The sequence below is a fragment of the Paenibacillus sp. EKM206P genome (genome assembly GCF_011066155.1).
GTDB lineage: Bacteria > Bacillota > Bacilli > Paenibacillales > Paenibacillaceae > Paenibacillus > Paenibacillus polymyxa_D.
The window spans coordinates 150,149-171,890 of sequence record NZ_JAAMNQ010000010.1 but is presented as its reverse complement, the minus strand read 5'-3'; the positions used below and the strand labels follow the sequence as shown (position 1 = coordinate 171,890).

The 21,742-nt window shown below is 46.4% G+C and carries 17 protein-coding genes; 12 read left to right on the top strand and 5 right to left on the bottom strand.

What is annotated here, in order from left to right:
• Positions 1-3 precede the first annotated feature (3 nt).
• The 4 genes from G9G53_RS19315 to G9G53_RS19300 all read left to right on the top strand — a co-directional run bounded on the left by G9G53_RS19315 (position 4) and on the right by G9G53_RS19300 (position 6,669).
• A complete protein-coding gene (locus G9G53_RS19315) occupies positions 4-933 on the top strand; it encodes a peptidase U32 family protein (RefSeq protein ID WP_069012470.1) in 930 nt (309 codons plus the stop codon).
• 32 nt (positions 934-965) lie between these two features.
• Entirely contained in the window at positions 966-2,297 is a 1,332-nt protein-coding gene (locus G9G53_RS19310; protein WP_069012471.1) for a peptidase U32 family protein, read from the top strand.
• A gap of 223 nt (positions 2,298-2,520) precedes the next feature.
• On the top strand, positions 2,521-4,767 hold the full coding sequence (locus G9G53_RS19305; RefSeq protein ID WP_165149665.1) for a methyl-accepting chemotaxis protein: 2,247 nt from the start codon (positions 2,521-2,523) through the stop codon (positions 4,765-4,767).
• 126 nt (positions 4,768-4,893) lie between these two features.
• On the top strand, positions 4,894-6,669 hold the full coding sequence (locus G9G53_RS19300) for a peptidoglycan D,D-transpeptidase FtsI family protein (RefSeq protein ID WP_185156359.1): 1,776 nt from the start codon (positions 4,894-4,896) through the stop codon (positions 6,667-6,669).
• Here the strand turns inward: G9G53_RS19300 and G9G53_RS19295 are convergent.
• Positions 6,657-7,811 (bottom strand): AI-2E family transporter, encoded by a 1,155-nt coding sequence (locus tag G9G53_RS19295; RefSeq protein WP_069012474.1) that lies wholly within the window; start codon positions 7,809-7,811, stop codon positions 6,657-6,659. The genes G9G53_RS19300 and G9G53_RS19295 overlap by 13 nt on opposite strands.
• A gap of 179 nt (positions 7,812-7,990) precedes the next feature.
• Here G9G53_RS19295 and G9G53_RS19290 point away from each other — a divergent pair, with 179 nt between their 5' ends.
• Complete coding sequence (locus G9G53_RS19290) at positions 7,991-9,376, top strand: polysaccharide deacetylase family protein (RefSeq protein ID WP_165149661.1); 1,386 nt, start codon at positions 7,991-7,993, stop codon at positions 9,374-9,376.
• 99 nt (positions 9,377-9,475) lie between these two features.
• Here the strand turns inward: G9G53_RS19290 and ilvD are convergent, their stop codons facing one another.
• From ilvD to G9G53_RS19275, 3 genes are all read right to left on the bottom strand, one after another.
• Positions 9,476-11,164: a dihydroxy-acid dehydratase gene (ilvD, locus tag G9G53_RS19285; RefSeq protein WP_039272868.1), complete on the bottom strand. Its 1,689-nt coding sequence runs from the start codon at positions 11,162-11,164 to the stop codon at positions 9,476-9,478.
• 345 nt (positions 11,165-11,509) lie between these two features.
• Positions 11,510-11,758, bottom strand: coding sequence for a KGG domain-containing protein (locus G9G53_RS19280; protein WP_165149659.1), 249 nt, complete (start codon positions 11,756-11,758; stop codon positions 11,510-11,512).
• 176 nt (positions 11,759-11,934) lie between these two features.
• Positions 11,935-12,969 carry an acyltransferase family protein gene (locus G9G53_RS19275; protein WP_039272871.1) on the bottom strand — a complete coding sequence of 345 codons (1,035 nt, stop codon included), beginning with the start codon at positions 12,967-12,969 and terminating at the stop codon, positions 11,935-11,937.
• A gap of 313 nt (positions 12,970-13,282) precedes the next feature.
• Between G9G53_RS19275 and G9G53_RS19270 the strand changes: the two genes are divergently transcribed.
• The 4 genes from G9G53_RS19270 to mgrA all read left to right on the top strand — a co-directional run bounded on the left by G9G53_RS19270 (position 13,283) and on the right by mgrA (position 16,694).
• Positions 13,283-14,089: an alpha/beta fold hydrolase gene (locus G9G53_RS19270; RefSeq protein ID WP_039272872.1), complete on the top strand. Its 807-nt coding sequence runs from the start codon at positions 13,283-13,285 to the stop codon at positions 14,087-14,089.
• Between the two features lie 14 nt (positions 14,090-14,103).
• On the top strand, positions 14,104-14,874 hold the full coding sequence (locus tag G9G53_RS19265; protein ID WP_069012477.1) for an HAD family hydrolase: 771 nt from the start codon (positions 14,104-14,106) through the stop codon (positions 14,872-14,874).
• Positions 14,871-15,611: an NAD-dependent protein deacylase gene (locus tag G9G53_RS19260; RefSeq protein ID WP_039272876.1), complete on the top strand. Its 741-nt coding sequence runs from the start codon at positions 14,871-14,873 to the stop codon at positions 15,609-15,611. Before G9G53_RS19265 ends, G9G53_RS19260 begins: the two co-directional genes overlap by 4 nt.
• Before the next feature lie 84 nt (positions 15,612-15,695).
• A complete protein-coding gene (gene mgrA, locus G9G53_RS19255; protein WP_039272878.1) occupies positions 15,696-16,694 on the top strand; it encodes an L-glyceraldehyde 3-phosphate reductase in 999 nt (332 codons plus the stop codon).
• 126 nt (positions 16,695-16,820) lie between these two features.
• Here the strand turns inward: mgrA and G9G53_RS19250 are convergent, their stop codons facing one another.
• On the bottom strand, positions 16,821-17,687 hold the full coding sequence (locus tag G9G53_RS19250) for an AraC family transcriptional regulator (RefSeq protein WP_069012478.1): 867 nt from the start codon (positions 17,685-17,687) through the stop codon (positions 16,821-16,823).
• 219 nt (positions 17,688-17,906) lie between these two features.
• Between G9G53_RS19250 and G9G53_RS19245 the strand changes: the two genes are divergently transcribed.
• From G9G53_RS19245 to G9G53_RS19235, 3 genes are read left to right on the top strand one after another with little or no spacing between them, the layout of a single operon-like run.
• Complete coding sequence (locus G9G53_RS19245) at positions 17,907-19,085, top strand: galactokinase (protein WP_029515710.1); 1,179 nt, start codon at positions 17,907-17,909, stop codon at positions 19,083-19,085.
• Between the two features lies 1 nt (position 19,086).
• Entirely contained in the window at positions 19,087-20,076 is a 990-nt protein-coding gene (galE, locus tag G9G53_RS19240; protein ID WP_029515709.1) for a UDP-glucose 4-epimerase GalE, read from the top strand.
• Between the two features lie 17 nt (positions 20,077-20,093).
• Positions 20,094-21,737, top strand: a complete 1,644-nt coding sequence (locus tag G9G53_RS19235) for a UDP-glucose--hexose-1-phosphate uridylyltransferase (RefSeq protein ID WP_165149657.1) — start codon at positions 20,094-20,096, stop codon at positions 21,735-21,737.
• Positions 21,738-21,742: the final 5 nt, after the last annotated feature.

Genomic DNA, 21,742 nt, shown 5'->3' with positions numbered 1-21,742 from the left:
CCTATGGCTTACAAACCCGAACTACTGGCAACTTCCAGCTCTCCGGAGGATGCCCGCCATATGCTGGGGGCTGGAGCTACTGCATTACTTATTGGAGATGACCGCTTTGGAATGCGACTGCCGGGACATTTTACACCGGACCAAATCCGTGAAGTGGTAGAAGAAGCACGCAAGCATGCGGCGCAGGTATATGTATCTATGACGAATTTGATGACGAACGAGCTATTGCCGCTCATTCCCGAATATGTGCAGACCCTAGCTGGATGCGGCATAGACGCCATTGAGTTTAATGATCCCGCAGTGCTTATGGCCGTGAAGGAGTATGCCCCGCATCTGAAGCTGTTCTGGAACGGTGAGATGATCTCTACCAACTTCGCAACCGCCAACTATTGGGGTGAAAAGGGGGCTTCCCGGGTCATTTTGGCTCGTGAGCTGAGTATGGATGAAATTACCGAAATGATACCAAAGTTGAACATAGAAGCACAGGTTCAGGTACATGGCATGACTAATATTTATCACTCCAAGCGTAAGCTTGTTCAAAGTTATATGCTGCACCAGGGACGTAATGTAGAAGGGGATTTGGGTAGAGGACGCGGCTTGTTTCTGATTGAAGCAGAGCGGAAAGAAGAGAAGTTCCCTATTTACGAGGATATAAATGGGACACATATTATGAGTTCAGATGATTTTTGCATCATGGAGGACCTGCATATTCTAATGGAGGCGGGCGTGCATAGCTTTAAGATCGAGGGCTTATTGAAGCCTACGGCTTACAATGAGGCGGTTGTTCGTGCTTATCGTAAAGCAATAGATAGTTATACAGCCGACCCGGATGCTTACGCTTATGATGAAAGCTGGCTGGATGAAGTTCGCCGTCTTCAAGATCCTGAACGGGAACTTTCCTTCGGATTTTTCTATAAAGAGCAGGTTTATTAATTTTAAAATGAATTTACAGAGGGGGGAACGTCATGGGGACGATAACCAAAGCGAGAAAATATATAGGTAAACGGAATCGTTTGGACAAGCCGGAGCTGTTGGCTCCTGCCGGAAATCTGGAAAAACTGAAGTTTGCCGTTCACTATGGCGCGGATGCTGTATATATTGGTGGACAAAAATATGGTCTGCGTTCTAACGCCGATAATTTCAGTTTTGAGGAAATGCGCGAAGGTGTAGAATTTGCGAACAAGTATGGTGCTAAAGTGCTTGTGGCCACCAATATCTATGCCCACAATGAAGATATTGCCGGAATTGAGGAGTACTTGCGCAATCTGTACGAGGCGGGAATTCATGCCGTTATCGTCGCTGATCCGGCTATTGTATCCGTGGCATTGCGCGCTGTTCCTGGATTGGAAGTGCATTTGAGCACACAGCAGTCCACGCTGAACTGGCAAGCGGTAAAGTTTTGGAAAAACGAGGGGTTACCGCGTGTGGTACTTGGACGTGAGACCAGTCTGGAGGAAATCGAAGAAATTAAAAAGCATGTGGACATCGAAATCGAGGCTTTTGTCCATGGTGCGATGTGCTCTTCATTTTCCGGCCGCTGCGTGTTGTCCAATCACTTTACAGACCGTGATTCCAATCGTGGGGGATGTTGTCAGTCTTGCCGCTGGAAATACGATCTGTTTGAGGATGCCCGCCCAGGTGAGGTTTGGATATCTGAAGAAGAGGCACAGGTTAGCAATGCACTGAAACAGTTCCAGCTCGGTGTTAACCAGCTTCCATTGTTTGAAGAGAGTGATAATGCTTTTTCTATGGGTTCCAAGGATCTATGTATGATTGAAAATGTCCCTGATCTGATTGATGTAGGTGTAGACAGTTTTAAAGTAGAGGGACGGATGAAGTCTATCCACTATGTGGCAACGGTCGTGAATGTCTATCGTCAAGCGATTGATTCCTATATGGCTGATCCTGAAAATTATGTGCTCAAACCAGAATGGATTGAAGAAATTAACAAGGCAGCTAATCGTCCGCTGAATACAGGGTTTTTCTACGATACACCGGATCATGAGGATCATATTTATGAGCCGGAAGAAAAGGCAGTCCCTTATGATTTTGCTGGACTAGTCATGGACTACGATGCCGCGAGTGGGATCGCAACTATTCAACAACGGAACCATTTTAAACCCGGTCATGAAATTGAATTTTTCGGTCCGAACGGAACATTCTTCAAACAAACGGTCGGAACGATCTGGGATGAGGAAGGCAACGAGTTGGATGCTGCTCGTCACCCGCTTCAACGAATTAGAATGAAGGTAGATCAGCCCGTATCGTATTTTGATATGATGCGTAAAAAGAAATAAATAAGCCTTAAGTCACAGGTGAAAGAATCAAAAGCCTCTCCTATCGGTTGGAGAGGCCTTTTTTTGAATAGTTTTCTAGGAAAAAAGTTTCACAAAATTTAGTCGATGCTCAAAGGAAAGCTACATTCCTTGTCGAATAGTTCCGATAGAAGTTATATAGATAATAGATACATAATGGATGACGTGGAATTAGAAACTAATTATATGGTGGTAGGTGAGAGGAATGGGTTTACGGAAAAAAGAGGGGAATACAGTAAAAAGGCAACCCAAGAAAACGGATCAAATGCAGGGTTTGAAAGGCAGTAAAGCAACGAATAAAGGGGAACAAACGGTTGCGATGTCTTCGAAGGTTGCGCCCTGGTTAGCTAAGGCGATTCGTAAGGGTACACACAATTTAAAGCGTTTACTTAAGCCAGAAAGGTACAGTAAAGATTTCATGCATTTGGTCAAAAACTATAATCCGATACGTTCGGTTGGAATGAAGTTGTTTCTGATCTTTTTTGCGGCAATTATGTTATTTGTGGTCAGCTTGGGGATGCTCTCATACTACAAGGCTAAAAGTACGATTGAGCAAAATGCAGCAACGGCTTATCAGCAGACCGTTCAGCAAACTTCAGAAAAGCTTGACATTATTCTAGAGCGCTTTCAAGACACATCGACACAGGTATTTTTTGATACTGAATTAAGTGATCAGTTGCAAAAGGCTGTAAAGCAAGATAAAAATCCCTTTGCATCTTTTGTTGCTATGGGCGAAGTAAACAAGAAATTAACGAATATTGCTTTTACGAATAAAGCGATTGATTCATTGTATTTGTACCCGGAAGAAACCAAGTTTGCTGCTATGGGCACTGGAACACAAAAAGATGTACGGCAGGAAGCATGGTTTAAGGATATTTTGAAAAACAAGGGAATTGTTTGGTTACCTACACAGGTGAATGACAATGGCAGCAAGACCTTTCGCCTAGCACGCTCCATGAACAGTATGTCCGGGTTGGGAGGGACTTACGTTCTGGTTATGGATTTAAAGTCCAGTGCGGTGGAGGACGAGTTGAAAGGTGTTAATTTGGGCTCAGGCAGTATGATTAGCCTTGTGACAGACAAGGGTGAGTTTGTAGGTTCTAACAATGAGAGCTTGGCAGGAGGAAAGACAAAGCTGGATTACGTTTCCAAGCTTGAAGGGATTGAAGGAAATCAAATTATGGAGCAGGTTGCAGATGGCAAAGAGCAAAATGTGCTTACAGTTCATAATACGCTGGGAACTTCCAAATGGATTCTCGTGGGTGTAGTACCTGTATCTGAGCTGGTGAGAGACGCTAAGGGGATTCTAACCACGACCTGGATATTTGCTGCAGTGGCTGCACTCATTGCATTGTTCATTGGCCTGTGGATCGTGCGCCTCGTGGCTCGTCCATTGACACACCTGAAGGATTTAATGGTCGAAGGCGCCAAAGGTAACATGCAAATTCGAACGAACTATAAGGCTGAGGATGAAATTGGGCAGTTGTCAGAAAGCTTTGATATCATGATGGAGCAAATTACATTGCTGGTAGAGCAGACGAATGCCTCAGCTCAGGAGGTTCTGAAAACAGCGACGGAACTAGGCGATGCCTCGAAGAAGACAGCCATTTCAGCCAAAGAAATAGCAGCAGCAACGGAAGAAATTGCTCATGGCGCCGCCAGTTTGGCAACAGAGGCCGAACGTGGCAGCGGACTAACCGGGAATATATCTCAGCAAATGGATACGGTTATGGCTTCCAATCATGAAATGAGTCTGGTCGCACAAGAAGTTGAACAATCCAGTGAACAAGGGACAGTTCAACTGAAAACTCTATTGAGCAAGACTAAGGTTACGGAAGAAACTACGCATGCTCTGGTAGGCAAAGTAGATGTACTGAAGAAGACAACTTCCGATGTCTTTAAGGTGCTGGACGTATTACAGGATATTGCTAAACAAACGAACATTCTGTCACTGAATGCGACGATTGAAGCAGCACGAGCGGGGACGGCTGGGCGTGGTTTTATGGTGGTAGCCAATGAGGTTCGGCAGCTGGCTGAACAATCACGTCAAGCTATTCGCACAGCTACGGGTATTACTAATAACATCGTCAATGAGATGAATGAAACGGTACAGGCGTTATCTGAGGTGTACCCGCTGTTCCGGGAGCAGATGGGAGCCGTGCAGGAAACAACGGACATTTTCCAATCGGTGCAGCAGCAAATGGGAGAGTTCGCGCTTCGGTTGGGAACGGTCACCGCCTCCATTCATCATCTGAGTGAATCACAGACCACATTGTCCGAGGCAATGACCAATGTAAGTGCAGTAGCTGAGCAATCCTCGGCCACTTCACAGGAAGTCGCTTCACTCAGCACTGAACAGGCCAATATTGGTAATCAACTGGTAGGTTTGTCGGATAAACTGGAAGGAGTATCAGTGAACTTGAAGGAACAGCTTTCGCGGTTTACGGTGTAGATATAACTAAACCATGGGAATCAGGATTGTCACTGATCTCCGTGGTTAACCCATTCAACGTTAAAAGTTGAGTGGGTTTTCTTTTTCAACTACAGGACATACTACTGGAAAAAAGATGAAAGAAGGATGGGTGTGCCGAGGCGTGGTAGCAGTTTCATACGAAAACGTCGAATTGCATATATGGCCTTGGGGGTGATGGCGCTACTGCTGATTTTATTATTCCGACTGGCTTGGCTTCAGGGGACAGCGGGCATTCATATGTCCGTTTATGGGGGGCATTCGCTTAAGGAAATGTCAGCACGTCAGCGACAGGAGGGCATTTCTATCGACTCTGGACGTGGACAGTTTACGGACCGGCATGGGCGACCCTTGACTGGCGGAGTAGTATGGACGCCAGTACTTTTTCCCGATGTAGATGGCAAAGCGGCTTTACATGGCGAAGAACTGGCCGAGCTACTGCGTACGAATAAGAAGCAACTACTGACACGATGGAAAGGGCTGCAATCCCCGCTCATATGGCGAGATGGGCGCGGAGAGCCCGTACAAATCAATCCGCATGAAGCAGGCAAGCTGCTGAAGTTAGCCCCTTCGCTTATTGAGCTTGTACCTTATGCGAAACGTTACAGGGATTTCCCCAATGGCAGGCAATGGCTTGGCTTTTTGTATGAACGTGCCGACCGAGCGAGTGAACTGCCGATGGGGGCAGCCGGGCTGGAAAGAACGCTGGAGCCGCTACTGAGCGGCGTCGGTGAAACGTTCGTCTCCCGATTTGTAGATGCGCAGCGTCGTCCATTGGCTCATGTACCGCTGCGTGTCAGTGCTCCATCCAATGGTCACTATCCATTACAGGTACAGACTACAATTGATCTACCTATACAGGAACAGATTGAAAAGCTGACGGAATCTAGTCATTTGGCAGAAGGGGCGGTGGTAGTGCTCGATGCAGGCAACGCGGATGTACTGGCGATGGTGTCTCGCCCTTTTTATAATCCCGGTCATGTTGATCCCCAGAAAAAAACAGACTGGTCTAATCGTGCACTTAAGGCGATAACGCCTGGTTCCATTTTTAAGTTGGTTACGGCTGCTGCTGCACTTGAATCAGGTGTTGTCCAACCGCAGGAACAATTCCATTGTCATGGAACTTATGGCAAGTACGGTTTGGCTTGCTGGAAAAAAGAAGGACACGGTACCCTGAACCTGGAGGAAGGGCTTGCCGTATCCTGTAATAGTGTGTTCGCTCATCTCGGCGAACGGCTTAATCCTGAGCAAATTCAGGCCACAGCCTCTGCACTGGGATTGGGCCGAACTGTGGGCTGGCAGGAGCGGAATCTTGCAGGACTACCTCAATTCAGACCGCTGGATCACGAAGAAAAGGGAGCCGTATTCGGCCCCCATACGAACGCGTCTGATCCGGGCGTACGTGTACAGACAGCTATCGGCCAACGTGATGTGCTGGTGACGCCTCTCCAAGCTGCCAATCTCATCGTCACCTTGCTGCATGATGGTCAAGTACATGCACCACGCGTCGTCAAACGCATCAGTTATGCAGATGGTAGCACCTTACTGGAACTACCTACTCACGCTGCACCTTCACCTGAGGGTAGCCGCTTGATTCATACATCGACGGCTCGCACGCTTCGTGAAGCAATGGAAAAGGTTGTGACACAGGGGACTGGTGCCTCGTTGCGTAATAAATCATGGAATCTGGCCGGCAAATCAGGTACGGCCCAAGCTTTGAAGAACGGTCAACCTATAAATCACCAGTGGTTTATAGGTTATGGTCCGATAGAGCGGCCTCGTTATGCGGTCGCCGTCCTTGTGCAAAATGCTTTAACAGATTCTACAAATCAAGCTACAGCACTGTTTGGTCAAGTGATGGATCTGTTAGCTCAATCCTCTTGAGTACCACGAGTAGCTTCACGATCCTCCTCCTGTATTTTAACGATAAACGGAGGCTCGTCAAATTCCTCTGTCGGAAACCGAATCCATTGCTGCAGATAGCCTTGCTGCCACAATTCCTTGAGCAAAATGATCAGAATGGGTGACAGAATTAAGCCGGCTAGTCCAAAGATGGACAACGATATAATGGCAAAGGAAAGCATCAGATAGGCAGATGAAACACCGATGGAATTACCAGTGATTTTAGGCTCTGCCAGCTGGCGGACGATCACCGTGACAGCCATGACAATAAGCAGGCCTACAGCCAGGCCGGTATTGCCTGTGATGAACAGATACACTGCCCACGGAATAAAAATAACAGGCACACCCAACAAGGGCAGGATATCAAACAAAGCTGCCACGAGCGCCAATGAGAGGGCATTATCCACTTGCAAAATGAGTAAACCTATAAATACGAGAACAAAGGTAATCCCTACCAGTAGAGCTTGAGCCTTGAGAAAAGCGGAGATAGCTTTAAGTACGTGGTTTTTCAGAAAAAGATAAGCAGTTTTTAGTGTCTTGGGTGTTTTACTACGGGCAATGCTCTTCCAAAGATTAATTTCCATACTTAAAAAGAACGCTAAAATGATTGCAATGGCAAAGTTGCCCATAAAAACAGTGAAAGAACTGAGGAACTGTATGAAAAAGGATAAGCCTAGCTGTGCCCATTTCGTAGCAATGGTGGTGGCAGTCGCAAAATATTCATTCACACGTTCGGTAACACCCGGAGGTAAAGCAGCGATTTTATCTTGAGAAAGATGAAGATACCGCGTGAATTCCGCTTGGATAATCTGAGTATACTGTGGGAGGTTTTGCGCGACTTTCGTAAATTGCGTAACCAGAATCAGACCCAATCCGAAAAAAATAGCAAGTAAAAGGATAATAAACAGCAATACGGAGAGTGCGGAGGCAAAAGGTTTTTTCATTCCTTTTCGATGAAAATAACGGGCAGCAGGTTCAATGCACCAGAACACGACGAACGAAAGGAACACAGGTGCGGCAAGTTGATACAGTTTGCTGGATACGAACATAATTAAATACACGGTTAATACGATCAAACCGATATCAAAAACGGTACGCCAATATTTTTTGTACAATGGAAGCATATGGATACAACGACTCCTTTTAGATTTTTATTTATTGTACACTAAATTGGACCTCAATGCTGACCGTATGAAGTAGCGAAATCTCGGCATGTTTACGTCATTGTGATAACATATAAGTAAGTGAGTTTTCCTCAGGAAGCCTGCTTAGGGAGTTCAGAATAGAAAAGTGGGGATAAAACGTGCAGACTTTGCTGTTATGGATGTTTTACATTTCAACTTTTTATGCTTTTATTCCGGCGCTGGTTAGTCGTATATTTGGTTTCCGGGTGTTCAGGCGCGGCAAAAGTGAACAAGAATATGCGCTCACCTTTGATGATGGCCCTGATCCAGTGTATACATCGCAGCTGCTTGATTTACTGAAGCGTTTTGATGCCAAAGCTACTTTTTTTGTTGTTGGGATAAATGCAGAAAAACACCCTGAGCTTCTGAAACGCATGCATGATGAAGGTCATCTAATCGGTATTCATAATTATGTGCACAAATCGAATTGGCTTATGCGGCCTGTTACTGTTAGAAGACAAATTGCCCAGACAGAGTCAGTCATTCGTCGAGTAACTGGCGAGGGAACGACCTTTTATCGCCCACCTTGGGGGATAGTGAACTTCTTTGATATTTCCAACACCAATGGTCGTCGAATCGTATTATGGTCTTCCATGTTCGGGGACTGGAAGGCAAGCATTGGAGCGAAACAATTGGCAGAGAGAATGCTTAAAAAGCTAAGGGGTGGCGAGGTGATGCTGCTCCATGACTGTGGTACGACATTGGGGGCAGACGCGGAAGCGCCACAGAATATGCTAATCGCACTGGAGAAGCTACTGAGGGTCGCCCAAGAACGACAATTACGCAGCGTGCGGGTGGATACATTGTTTTGCCGTCAGTCTGTCAATCAACCTACTGCCTCCGAGATGTCCAGTATGGGTTGGTATAAAAGAACGCTGGTATTTGGATGGCTTCAGTATGAGCGTCTATTTCATGTTTTGTTTCGTCTTCGTCCCGTAAGTCAGGAGGATACGATCTTTTATTATCGTCGCCGTATCTATCATGGGCCAAATGTAAATATGGAGAACAGCAGGTGGCTAAAAAAAGGGGACCCGGTAATCGAACTTCATTTTGATAATAAAAAGTTGTTCCAATTGGGTTCGACGGCAAAGTCGATGGTACATCTAGCTATTCAATTAATTCGGATTGTAAAAAAACAACTTCCTGATCTGACCCAACGCATTGTACATGATTCTGAAATGAAAGGTGTAAAGGCGATCTATGCAGTAAGTATGATTCATCGGGGACCAGAGAAGTTGGGATTTCAAGTTCGAGAGCTTCCCAAAGGATTGTTTAAGCATGTGTCCACTGTATATCTTAAGCTGTTATTTCGTGTTATCCATCCTTCGGGCTTAGAGAAATTGAGTGAAAAAAAAGATGTAATGGTACCAAAAATAATTGTGATGCCACTGGATACCTTGTTTGAACGTTTTCATCAGGGAGACTCACACCGCTCAAACGAAGCTCTTGAGCAAACAGCTCAGAGAGATGATGTCCATGCACTCAACAGCGAGCTGACTGAATAGGCTAACCCTGATGACCTAATAAAAAAGCCTCTCGATCCTTTGTCAGGGATCGAGAGGCTTTTTAGCCGTTCATAAAGTAGTCCTATCTTAGCAAAGCATTTAGATTTTCATAATTCCGCCGTTACTTGCGTTCGTCACCAGCTTGGAATAACGCGCCAGGTAACCCGTTTTCACCTTCGGCTCAAAGCCTTTCCAGTTGGCGCGACGACGTTCGAATTCTTCGTCCGTAATCTGGAGCTCAATCTTACGATTGTTCAAGTCCAGCTCGATGATATCGCCGTCCTCAACAAATGCGATAGGTCCGCCTTCTGCAGCTTCGGGGGAAATATGACCGATGGAGATACCACGGGAAGCACCTGAGAAGCGTCCGTCTGTAATCAGGCCAACCTTAGCACCAAGCCCCATACCCACGATTTGTGAAGTTGGAGCGAGCATTTCAGGCATACCAGGTCCGCCTTTTGGACCTTCATAACGGATAACAACCACGTGTCCTTCATTAATTTTACCGTTGGCGATACCTGCCAGTGCATCTTCCTGTGAATCAAAGCAGATAGCAGGACCTTTGTGATAACCACCAACCGAAGGATCAACTGCACCGACTTTAATGATGGAGCCTTGCGGTGCAAGATTACCGAATAATACAGCCAGACCGCCACGTTCGGAATAAGGGTTGTCCAGTTTGTGGATGACGTTAGTATCCAGAATTTCCTGACCCTCTACGTTTTCACGAATGGTTTTTCCGGTTACAGTAATACAGTCTCCATGCAGTGCGCCCGGTTTCTTCAACAATTCATTCAGTACTGCGCTTACGCCGCCTGCATTATGAACATCCTCAATATGATAGTCGGAAGCAGGTGCCAATTTGGACAAATGAGGTACGCGGTTTGCGACTTCATTAATACGTTCGATAGGGTAGTCAACTTCTGCTTCATGGGCAAGTGCCAATGTATGCAATACTGTATTTGTGGAACCGCCCATTGCCATATCCAATGCAAATGCATTATCAATAGCTTCTTTAGTCACGATATCACGTGGTTTAAGATCCAGCTTAATCAATTCCATCAATTGGCGTGCAGATTGTTTAACGAATTCTTTACGTTCTTCTGCTACTGCGAGAATGGTGCCGTTACCCGGCATAGCCAGACCCATTGCTTCTGCGAGACAGTTCATGGAATTCGCTGTGAACATCCCTGAACAGGAGCCACATGTCGGACAGCCATATTGTTCTAATTCAAGCAAGCTTTGATCGTCGATTTTACCAGCCTGATATGCACCTACGCCTTCGAAGACGGAGGTCAGGGAAATAGAGCGACCGTTCTTGTCTTTACCAGCTTTCATAGGACCGCCGCTGACGAAAATAGTTGGAATGTTAACGCGCAATGCGCCCATCATCATGCCAGGGGTAATTTTATCACAGTTAGGAATACAAACCATGCCGTCAAACCAGTGAGCGGACACGACAGTTTCCAGAGAGTCAGCTATAATTTCGCGACTGGGCAGAGAATAACGCATACCGATGTGGCCCATGGCAATGCCGTCGTCTACACCGATGGTGTTAAACTCAAAAGGTACACCGCCTGCGTCACGAATGGCTTGCTTGACAATTTTGCCAAACTCCTGCAAATGGACGTGGCCCGGTACGATATCAATATACGAGTTACATACCGCAATAAACGGTTTGTCAAAATCTTCTTCCTTGACACCCGCTGCGCGCAGCAAGCTGCGGTGAGGAGCGCGGTCAAAGCCTTTTTTAATCATATCGGAACGCATTTTCGTCTTAGCTGTCATGATGCTGGTTTCCCCCCAAAGTATAAAAATAGTATGGCGTTCAATGGACGCCGTAATAGCGCAGATGTTTTCTAAAGAGTCTATCATAGATGTGAGCTTTTTTCTACATATATGAAGATTTTGAAAAAGTACAAGAAGTGTTCTGTAATCAACAATATATAGATATGACCAGTTTTATTTGTCTATATATTGCATTTAGAGGAGGTTAGAATGTGATTCTATTAGAAATATGTATACTGATAGGTTTGCGTATCAGGTAAAATATGAAAGGGCCCATTCCGCAATAAAGCGGATGGGCTCAAGCTTGTTTTTATGTTAAAGGAGGGCGGAAGAGGACATTACACCTTAATTTCTGCCGCCTTTACGACCGATGTCTCTGTAGAAATCTTTGTCATGCGACTCAGCTGTAGCATCGCCGCCCTTTTTGCCGATTTCCTGATAAAATTCTTTATCGTGAGAGTTTGCGGTTGCTTCCCCGCCTTTTTTACCAATCTCCTGATAAAATTCCTTATTGTGCTTCTTGGAAGTAGCCTCTCCACCCATACGACCTGCCTCTTCGCGACTCATTTTCCCCTGATTTTGATTACGTGCCATTACAAATCACTCCTTAATAAAAAAGTTGTTTTTTGTTGCGCGCATCCTTTACTTACCACGTCACGCCTGTATGAAACAGGCTCCAAGTGGAGTAAAGAGGGGGTAGACTCGCTTACATGTTGGTCTGTAAGTGGGTTGTGGCGTGTTCAATGTTAAATAAAAAATGGATAAAAAAATTACGCGGACCGTCTAAAGGGATAAGGAGCTGGCTTTAGCATCCACTCTACCTGTGGCTCAATCAGAGGTCGTGTTGCAGTTCGAACCCAAGGCATGGTCAACATACAGCACAGACCAGCAGCACACACTACAATCAACATGACTTCCACTGGAGTGTCTATATATTCGTAGACTCCCTTCGCAACGACGGTACGGACGATCAAGCCATGCAGTAAAAAGACATATAGTGTCCGTCTTCCCATCTCGGTTATACGTCCTGTGACAGCTGGAACAAAGCTTAGGAACGCCATGGATGCTATCCATTGAACTCCATAAATGCCGATGCGGTAAATTCCTGCGTACCATTCGGTATGGCCCAATTCACCGTAAGTCATATTGCCATACAGCCAGCCTGCCGGGATGTCGAAATACGACGTTCCCGCCAGTACCATAAGCAGAAGAGATATAAAGCCAGCGATTATGCGGACTGGAGCTGTGAAGAACCGCCGAACGTCCGCATAATTCAAATGATAACCTGCTACAAAGTAAGGCAAATAAACAAAGGTTCTGCATACGCTCAGCCATATACCATCCACAGGGAGATACCCGACGAGGATACCGAGCAGCACGGATATACCCAATTGGAGGACAGGTGGTATTTTCTGAAAAGACAGCATTAGCAGTCTCCAACAGATATGGCTGGCAAGGAACCAGAGTAGCAAATAAGGAGCAAAGAACGAATGATGGATATGGGGAACGTGGAAGAGCGCAACATCCAAGATCGAATAGAGCGATTGAAAAATAAGATATTGCATACCGATCTGAAGCAGAACTTTTCGGCCTGCAGATCCGGTCAAAGATGTTTGGGCAAAGTAGCCTGTAACGAGTACAAACAACGGCATATGAAACATGAATATCCAGCTGAACCATTGTTGAGCAATATGAAATGAACCGACTAGAGGTTCCAGAGCATTTCCTGCAAATACGCATATGATCAACAGAAATCGCAAATTGAGAAAGAAGCTTTCCCCTTGTACATCATGGCTTGTCGTCATGTGTTTCCCTCCGAGCGGCTTCTGCCGAATAAACTATTTAAAAAATAATTCTTTACAAGGAACAAGGTACGATACTCTGGACTTTATCATTGTGATTTTATTCACAATAGTAAGCGTTATCATAACCTTATTGTGTGGCGAAAGCTTGAACACCAGACAAAGACGGGCTAATACCTGGAAATGTATGCTGATTTGACCCTGTATGTGCAACGATGTTACCCTAACAAGGCTATAGTTACGCTGAGAATACAGCGGCACATTTTATATTCAAATTACGAATTACGAGGTACGAAAGACGAAAGGGACTTTTACAATGAGAAGAAGAACAAGAAGATCATACAATTCATATGGGACACGTGGTCCTCGGAGAATATGGAAAGTTCTCTTAGGCATCCTGATTATTATTGCACTGATAGCAGGGTGGGGAGCATGGAAGGTATTTACGCCTTATCAGCCTGACGAGACGGCGGCGGCTGCATTAGCCGAAGTAGCGGATGCTGTGAAAGTAAATGAACAAGAACATTGGGTTGGTTTTGAGCCTGTAAAAAGAAGCGGAGCTGGAGTCATTTTGTATCCAGGGGCGTTGGTGAAGCCCGAAAGCTATGCGCCTTTGGCACGCCGTCTGGCGGAAAAGGGTCATCATGTGATTATTGCAAAAATGCCACTCAACCTTGCATTGATCTCCCCGGATCTAGCGAATGAAGTGCTAAAGGCATATCCGAAAGAAGCGTTTGTTATTGGAGGTCATTCGTTAGGTGGAGTGATGGCGGCCCGATATGCAGCTGCGCATCCTGATCAGGTCAAAGGTGTATTTTTCCTTGCCTCCTACCCGGATAACAAAGGAAATTTAAAGGATAAAAATCTGCCTGTTATTTCTCTACTGGGAAGTGATGATGGAGTCGTCCAGATGGAAAATGTCCAAAGTGGTAGAACTTATTTACCAGCCAACACGCTGTATTTTACAGTCGAAGGGGGTAATCATGCTCAATTCGGCAGTTATGGTGCCCAAAAAGGGGATAATCCTGCAAAAATTAGCGCTGTCGAGCAATGGAATCAGACGGTAACGGCTTTACAGGACTGGATGAAAGAAAGTGTGGATGTGGCTCCTAAGAATCAGTAAAGGAGGTATGCTGCATGTCTGAGCTGATCGTGCAGGGGGAGCGGTACCCATGCCGTGGTATTCTATTGGATAAAGATGGAACGTTGCTGGATTTTATTCAGTTGTGGGGCCCCTGGGCTCGTTCTATACTGGATATGATGGAGCAGCATCTTGCCGTGGCGGGTGCCGGTTTTACGGTGGAAAAAGGTACCGTTCTAGGTACTGTTCACGATCAGGAGGGCCGTGTGATCGGTTACGATCCTTCTGGCCCGCTGGCCGTGGGGACGGTGGACGAAAGTACAGGGGTACTGGCTTGGCAGCTTTATACTGCTGGTGTACCGTGGAATGAGGCTGTGCGGCTTGTCCGCGACTTTAATAAAACGGCGATGGCTGATATTCGGCGACATCGGGCAGCGAAGGTGTTTCCAGGATTGCGGACATTGCTGGAGCAAAGCCGCCATGCCGGGCTGAAGCTGGCAGTTGTGACCTCTGACAGTACCGAGGCTGCACAGGAGCATTTGGAGTGGATGGGGCTGACATCTTATTTTGACGAGATTATCGGACATGATAGGGTTACATACGGTAAGCCTGACCCGGAAATGGCTGAAAAAGCCTGCGCATTACTAGGATTGTCGCCGGCGGACGTGGTAGTCATCGGAGACAGTAATGGGGACATGCAGATGGGCAAGCGTGCCGGAGTGCGGCTCGCTATTGGATTTGCGCCAGAAGCAGAACGTTCTGGTCATTTACTGGATGCGGATAAGGTTGTTCGTGGATATGAAGAACTGGAGGTGCGTAGGGTATGAAAGTTAATACGTTGGCGGAATGGATACAGCAATCGCAGAATGTTGTTTTTTTCGGCGGAGCAGGCACATCGACGGAAAGCGGTATTCCGGATTTTCGTTCGGCAGCAGGCCTGTATCAAAGTGAGGAGAAATTGCCTTATTCCCCTGAGGTTATGCTGAGCCGTTCATTTTTTGTGAAGCATCCTGAGGTGTTCTTCGACTTCTATCGCAGCAAAATGCTGCATCCCGATGCGGAGCCGAACGGTTGTCATCATTTCCTCGCGTCATTGGAAAAACAAGGCCGTCTAAAAGCGGTTGTGACCCAAAATATTGACGGTTTACATCAGGCTGCAGGTAGTGTGAATGTACTAGAACTTCATGGCTCGGTACATCGCAACCACTGTATGGAATGTGGACGCTTTTACAGTCTAGATGAAGTGATGAACAGCTCTGAGGTTGTACCCAAATGTCCGATAGATGGAGGAATTATCAAACCGGATGTCGTTTTATATGAGGAGGAGCTGAATCAGGATACCATTATTCAATCCGTTCAGGCTATTTCACAGGCTGATCTGCTGTTAATTGGAGGAACGTCGCTGACAGTACATCCCGCTGCGGGCTTGATTACTTATTTTCGTGGTAAACATACGGTGCTGTTGAATACAGATCCGACCTCGTATGATCATAAGGCGGATCTTTTAATCACTGATCCAATCGGTAAAGTTATGGAAAAACTTGCTCATCAATTAGGTTTGTAATCGTTTTCTTGTCAACGCCTGGATAAAAGCGCTATGATGATGTTGTGATGGACATTACAATGTTTCGAGAGAGGCTGGGATAGCATGGTTTATTTAGCTGGCGAAGATCGTTATGAAAGTATGAAATATAACCGTACAGGGAGATCAGGTCTAAAACTGCCCGCTATTTCGCTGGGCTTGTGGCACAATTTTGGCGGGATTAACAACGCGGAGAATGGCCGTAGCATGATTACCCGCTCCTTTGATCTGGGAATTACGCATTTTGATTTAGCTAATAACTATGGCCCTCCTGCGGGATCAGCTGAGGAATTTTTTGGACAAGTTTTAGCCAGTGATATGAAACCGTACCGGGATGAGTTGGTCATCTCCACCAAAGCGGGCTACAATATGTGGGCAGGGCCTTATGGAGACTGGGGATCTCGCAAGTATATGATATCTAGTCTGGATCAGAGCCTGAAGCGGATGGGGCTGGACTATGTCGATATATTCTACTCTCACCGATTTGATCCTGATACGCCGCTGGAAGAAACGATGGGAGCACTGGATCATATCGTACGTTCTGGCAAAGCGCTGTATGTGGGTGTGTCCAATTATAGTGCGGAGCAAACAGCGGAAGCAGCTCGCATTCTGAAGGAACTGGGAACACCGCTTCTGATTCATCAGCCGAAATACTCCTTGCTTGACCGCTGGATTGAAAATGGATTACAAGATGTACTGGACGAAAACGGGGTAGGCAGCATTGCCTTTTGCCCGCTGGCGCAGGGATTGCTGACCAATAAATATTTGAACGGAATTCCTGAGGATTCACGTGCAGCGAGTACATCGGTTTTCCTGAATGAGAACCATGTGACGCCAGAGACACTTCGCAAGGTACGCGCCCTGAATCAGATGGCTGCTGCACGCGGACAAAGTTTGGCTCAATTCTCGCTGGCCTGGGCTCTGCGCGGCGAACGTCTGACCTCTGTCTTGATTGGGGCAAGCCGTGTAAGCCAAATTGAAGAAAATGTTGCTACTTTATCCAATCTGGACTTTTCTCAGGAGGAACTGGATCGGATTGATTCGATTCTGAATGCCGGGAACTGACAGGACGGCGGCACAGCCTAATGGCGAAAGTTAATTTGTAGTCATCGGCCTAATTTCGTGTTCTCTTATACAATATAAATTAACAGCCCGTATCCGTTTAAAGGATGCGGGCTGTTTAAGTCTGTTTTACGACTGTGGATACTGCTTAACCTTGCTTCGGTACTCGGTTGGAGACTGACCACAGAAGCGCTTGAATTGACGTGAGAAATATAAGGCATCAGTTAGTCCGACCGAAGCGGCCACTTGCTCTACCGATAGTTCAGGACGCTCACGCAGCAGTTGACGTGATTTGTCAATTCTTAGCTTAAGCAGATAGGTGACGGGGGAGATGCCCGTTTCCTTTTTGAATATCCGTGACAAATACGCACGGTTATAACCAAGTCCTTCAGACATTTGCTCAATGGAAACGGGATGTGCGTACTGAGTGGACATATATTGCACCATCTGCTTGACTGTACGTTGAATTTGTGAATCCGCCCCGGACGGATCAGTCCAGTCGCTCAGGTAATTGCCTGCTTCCCCCATAATCAGATACAAATAGCCCAAGGCTGATAAATGAGAACTAGATTTTCTGCTATAAAAGGCCAATTGCATTTGCTTCAAATAACCGGGGATTGGACTTTGATCGGAAGCATGGAAGACAGGCTGGTGAACACGCAACCCTGCCTCCTGCACCACCTGCTCAGTATGGTGTCCAGTAAACGCAGACCAACGATAACGCCACGGTTCCTCTTCATCAGAGGTATAGCTCACCAGCTGACCAGGATGGATAAGGAAAAAATCGTTTACTTCAAGCTGATATGTGTGCTGTTCCGTTCGGAAGATGCCTTTGCCCGATTCTACAAAGTGGAGCAGATAGTAATCATAGATTTTCGGCCCTACGGCATGACCGGATTTGGTTTGGCTCTCTCCTGCAAAAAGCACATGCAGTGGGCTATTTTCATAAAACACTGGATTAGAGGCGACAGCATAACTATATGAATGCGTTTGCAAAATAGGGTCATCCTTCCTGCATTTGTGAATAGTTTAGCGTATGCGGTATACTTACATTGTACATATCCAAGTCACATTTATCCATAGCTTAAACACATGGATGCATTACATTGTGTGACGCTTTCATTTATACTGAAATCATAAGAGATGTCAACCTGATTAAGATGTTACAGGGAAATCAGGTGGCCTTTACTAACGGTATACGAGGTGGATGCGGATATGAACTCTACTGAATTAAAGAAACATTTTATTAAAAAATATGGTGAAAGCAGCAATGAACTGCGGATATTTCATGCACCTGGACGTGTCAATCTGATTGGAGAGCATATCGACTATAATGGTGGTTATGTACTCCCGGCTGCGCTGGAATTTGGAACGACGCTGATCCTTCGTGCGCGTAATGATGATGAGATTCATTTTGCTTCGACAAACCTGTCGTATGAAGTATCTATCTCCCGCGGAGAAATAGGTAAAAACAAAACGGATGAGTGGGTGGACTATCCGGTGGGCGTGTTGGTAGAGCTAGCTGATAAGGGAGTTTATCCGTCTAAGGGATATGACCTGCTCTATCACGGAGAAATACCGAACGGTGCTGGATTATCCTCTTCAGCCTCCATTGAGGTTGTTACAGGATACGCGTTCCTCACTATTGAAAAACAGAAAACAGATACGGTCGAAATCGCTTTGTTGTCCCAGCGAGCAGAAAACAATTACGTTGGTGTCAATTGCGGCATTATGGACCAGTTCGCTGTAGCGAACGGAGCAGCTGATCATGCAATTCTACTGATGTGCGATACGTTGGATTACCGCAAAGTTCCATTCCGTACGGGAGATTATAAGTTGGTGATCGGCAATACAAATAAGCGTCGCGGTTTGGTGGACTCGGCCTATAACGAGCGTCGTAGCCAATGTGCCGAAGCACTGTCCATTTTGCAGCAGCAGGAGCCGTCACTGGAATACCTCGCTCAGCTGGATGAGACGCGTTTCGGAGAGCTTCAGCACCACATCACGGACGAAACAGTGCGTCGGCGGGCACAGCATGTGGTGGAGGAAAACGCTCGTGTATTGGCCTCTGTCGATGCTCTCGCGGCGAATGAACTTGCAGCTTTTGGTCAGTTAATGAATGCTTCTCATGATTCATTACGCGATTTGTATGAGGTCAGCTGCACGGAGCTGGACGTCATGGTTGAAGAAGCCCGACGCATTCCTGGCACGTTGGGTGCTCGTATGACGGGAGCTGGATTTGGAGGGTGTACGGTTTCGTTGGTTCATGAGGACGATGTTGAACGTTTTGTGAAGGAAGTCGGCGAAGCTTATCAGACCCGCACAGGGCTGGAAGCCAGCTTTTATGTATGCAAGGCAGGAGACGGAGTTAAAGAACTGAAGGAGGACGAATAACATGGCCATTTTAGTAACAGGTGGAGCTGGATATATCGGTTCACATACCGTAGCAGAATTGTTGAATCTGGGAGAAGAAGTTGTGGTGCTGGATAATTTGCAAACAGGGCACAAAGCAGCGTTGCTTGGGGGCAAGTTGTATGAAGGGGATTTGAGGGATAAAGAATTACTGTCCAAACTGTTCTCTGAAAATAGTATCGATGCAGTTATCCATTTTGCAGCCAACTCGCTGGTTGGAGAAAGTATGCAAAATCCTGGTAAATATTACGACAACAATGTATTTGGCACGCTGAGCTTGTTGGAGGCGATGAAAGATGCCGGAGTGCGCCGAATTGTATTTTCCTCTACTGCGGCTACCTACGGCGAACCGGAAAAGGTGCCGATTGAAGAGGGTGACCGTACAGAGCCAACCAACGTGTATGGTGAAACAAAGCTGATGATGGAGCGCATGATGTCGTGGTTTGATAAAGTTTTAGGCATCAAATATGTGTCTTTACGGTATTTTAATGCGGCTGGTGCGCATGAGAGCGGCAAGATCGGCGAAGATCACCGACCAGAAAGTCATCTGATCCCATTGGTGCTCCAGACAGCCTTGAAACAGCGTCCACACATCGCTGTGTTTGGTGAGGACTATGCGACACCTGACGGCACATGTGTTCGGGATTACATTCACGTAAGTGATCTGGCGGATGCTCATGTGCGTGCAGTAAATTATTTGCGCGAAGGCAATGACAGCAACGTGTTCAATCTGGGCAACGGACAGGGCTTCTCTGTGAAAGAAGTAATTGAGACAGCACGCAAGGTCACCGGGCTCGAGATTCCAGTTGTGACAGAACCTCGCCGCGCAGGCGATCCAGCGATATTGGTTGCATCTTCTGACAAGGCTCGTTCGGTGTTGGGCTGGAGTCCAGCGCGTACCCAACTGGAGGATATTATTAGCGGAGCATGGGGATGGCATCAGTCGCACCCTCACGGCTACGGCGACGAATAGACGGGAGACGATGACATATGAGCGAGCGCCAATCTGCAGATAAAGGCCAAGGCCGGGAACATTCCCGGCATCTGGCCCATGACATCGACGAAACTGTACAGCAGTCGGCTCTATATGCGGTGGAGCAACTGGTTGCATTCGCACAAAATAAGGGCTTGATCGGTCCGCAAGACACAGATTACAGCCGTAATTTGTTATTGGATCAGTTTGGTTTTTCCGAGCCTTATTCAGGTAGGGATGTAGGGGGCATTATGGCCCCTGAAGCCCTCCAGCCTGTGCTTAATGTATTGATAGATTATGGTTTTGCCATAGGCCTTATCCCCGAAAACACAGATACGTATCGTGATTTGCTGGATTCCAAAATTATGGGCCTACTGATGGCGAGACCATCTGAAGTTATCCGTGACTTTCATCAAACGAAGACTGAACGTGGCATAGAGGCGGCGACAGATGCTTTTTATCAATTATCTATCGATTCGAACTACATCCGAATGGATCGGGTTGCCAGCAATGTGTACTGGAATCAGTCGACATCTTACGGAGATATGGAAATTACGATTAATTTGTCCAAGCCAGAAAAAAGTCCCAAGGAAATTGCGATGGCGAAGCTTTTGCCGCCGCCTGTTTATCCCAAGTGTCAATTATGCCGTGAAAACGTTGGATATGCAGGAAGAGTAAATCATCCGTCCCGTCAAAATTTGCGTATCATTCCGGTGGAATTGAATGGGGAACCGTGGTTTTTTCAATATTCACCCTATGTGTATTACAACGAGCATTGCATCGTGTTCCATCATAATCATGTACCGATGAAGCTCACGAAGGATACACTGCGCCGATTACTGGCCTTTACGAAAGCGTTTCCGCATTATTTTATTGGCTCCAATGCGGATCTGCCGATTGTCGGCGGATCGATTCTGACCCATGATCATTTTCAGGGTGGTCGTCATACATTCCCAATTGAAAAAGCGGGTGTGGACGGCGTATACCATAATGAAGCGTTCCCGCAGGTTACAGCAGGGATTGTAAATTGGCCGATGTCGGTCATCCGTTTTACGTCAACAGATGCCGAGGCGCTGTTGGAAGCGGGAAATGCTGCTTTTGAAGCCTGGAAAGCTTATAGTGATCCTGTAGCTGATGTCCTCTCTCATACAGAGCAAGAGGGGGAAACGATTCCGCATAATACTGTGACGCCGATTGTGCGCCGTGATTCCGAAGGCAGGTATCAGATGGATCTCGTACTGCGCAACAACCGAACGAGTGAAGAGTACCCGGAAGGTATTTTTCATCCTCACCGCGAGATGCATCACATCAAGAAGGAAAATATCGGTCTGATCGAAGTTATGGGACTTGCCATATTACCGGGGCGGCTCAAGGATGAACTGGATGGAATTGCAGATATTTTGTGTGGGGATGACAAACTGGCTGTGGCTGTACAGCAAGAAGGACATCCGCTGTTTAAGCATGCAGACTGGATTTACCAGTTAAACACTCGGTTCGGTCGTTTGCCTGACAAGGAGACGGCTGTTCGTACCATACAAAATGAGGTTGGACTGAAATTCAGTGAAATTTTAGAGCATGCAGGAGTATATAAACGGAATCCGTCCGGACAGCAGGCCTTTGGTCGTTTTATGAAACAATTGGGATATACTTTGGGAGAATAAAATTG

Coding starts and splice junctions, on each gene's coding strand:
- G9G53_RS19315 (WP_069012470.1), top strand. CDS start 4: ATGGCTTACAAACCCGAACTACTGGCAACTTCCAGCTCTCCGGAGGAT.
- G9G53_RS19310 (WP_069012471.1), top strand. CDS start 966: ATGGGGACGATAACCAAAGCGAGAAAATATATAGGTAAACGGAATCGT.
- G9G53_RS19305 (WP_165149665.1), top strand. CDS start 2,521: ATGGGTTTACGGAAAAAAGAGGGGAATACAGTAAAAAGGCAACCCAAG.
- G9G53_RS19300 (WP_185156359.1), top strand. CDS start 4,894: ATGGGTGTGCCGAGGCGTGGTAGCAGTTTCATACGAAAACGTCGAATT.
- G9G53_RS19295 (WP_069012474.1), bottom strand. CDS start 7,811: ATGCTTCCATTGTACAAAAAATATTGGCGTACCGTTTTTGATATCGGT.
- ilvD (WP_039272868.1), bottom strand. CDS start 11,164: ATGACAGCTAAGACGAAAATGCGTTCCGATATGATTAAAAAAGGCTTT.
- G9G53_RS19280 (WP_165149659.1), bottom strand. CDS start 11,758: ATGGCACGTAATCAAAATCAGGGGAAAATGAGTCGCGAAGAGGCAGGT.
- G9G53_RS19275 (WP_039272871.1), bottom strand. CDS start 12,969: ATGACGACAAGCCATGATGTACAAGGGGAAAGCTTCTTTCTCAATTTG.
- G9G53_RS19270 (WP_039272872.1), top strand. CDS start 13,283: ATGAGAAGAAGAACAAGAAGATCATACAATTCATATGGGACACGTGGT.
- G9G53_RS19265 (WP_069012477.1), top strand. CDS start 14,104: ATGTCTGAGCTGATCGTGCAGGGGGAGCGGTACCCATGCCGTGGTATT.
- G9G53_RS19260 (WP_039272876.1), top strand. CDS start 14,871: ATGAAAGTTAATACGTTGGCGGAATGGATACAGCAATCGCAGAATGTT.
- mgrA (WP_039272878.1), top strand. CDS start 15,696: ATGGTTTATTTAGCTGGCGAAGATCGTTATGAAAGTATGAAATATAAC.
- G9G53_RS19245 (WP_029515710.1), top strand. CDS start 17,907: ATGAACTCTACTGAATTAAAGAAACATTTTATTAAAAAATATGGTGAA.
- galE (WP_029515709.1), top strand. CDS start 19,087: ATGGCCATTTTAGTAACAGGTGGAGCTGGATATATCGGTTCACATACC.
- G9G53_RS19235 (WP_165149657.1), top strand. CDS start 20,094: ATGAGCGAGCGCCAATCTGCAGATAAAGGCCAAGGCCGGGAACATTCC.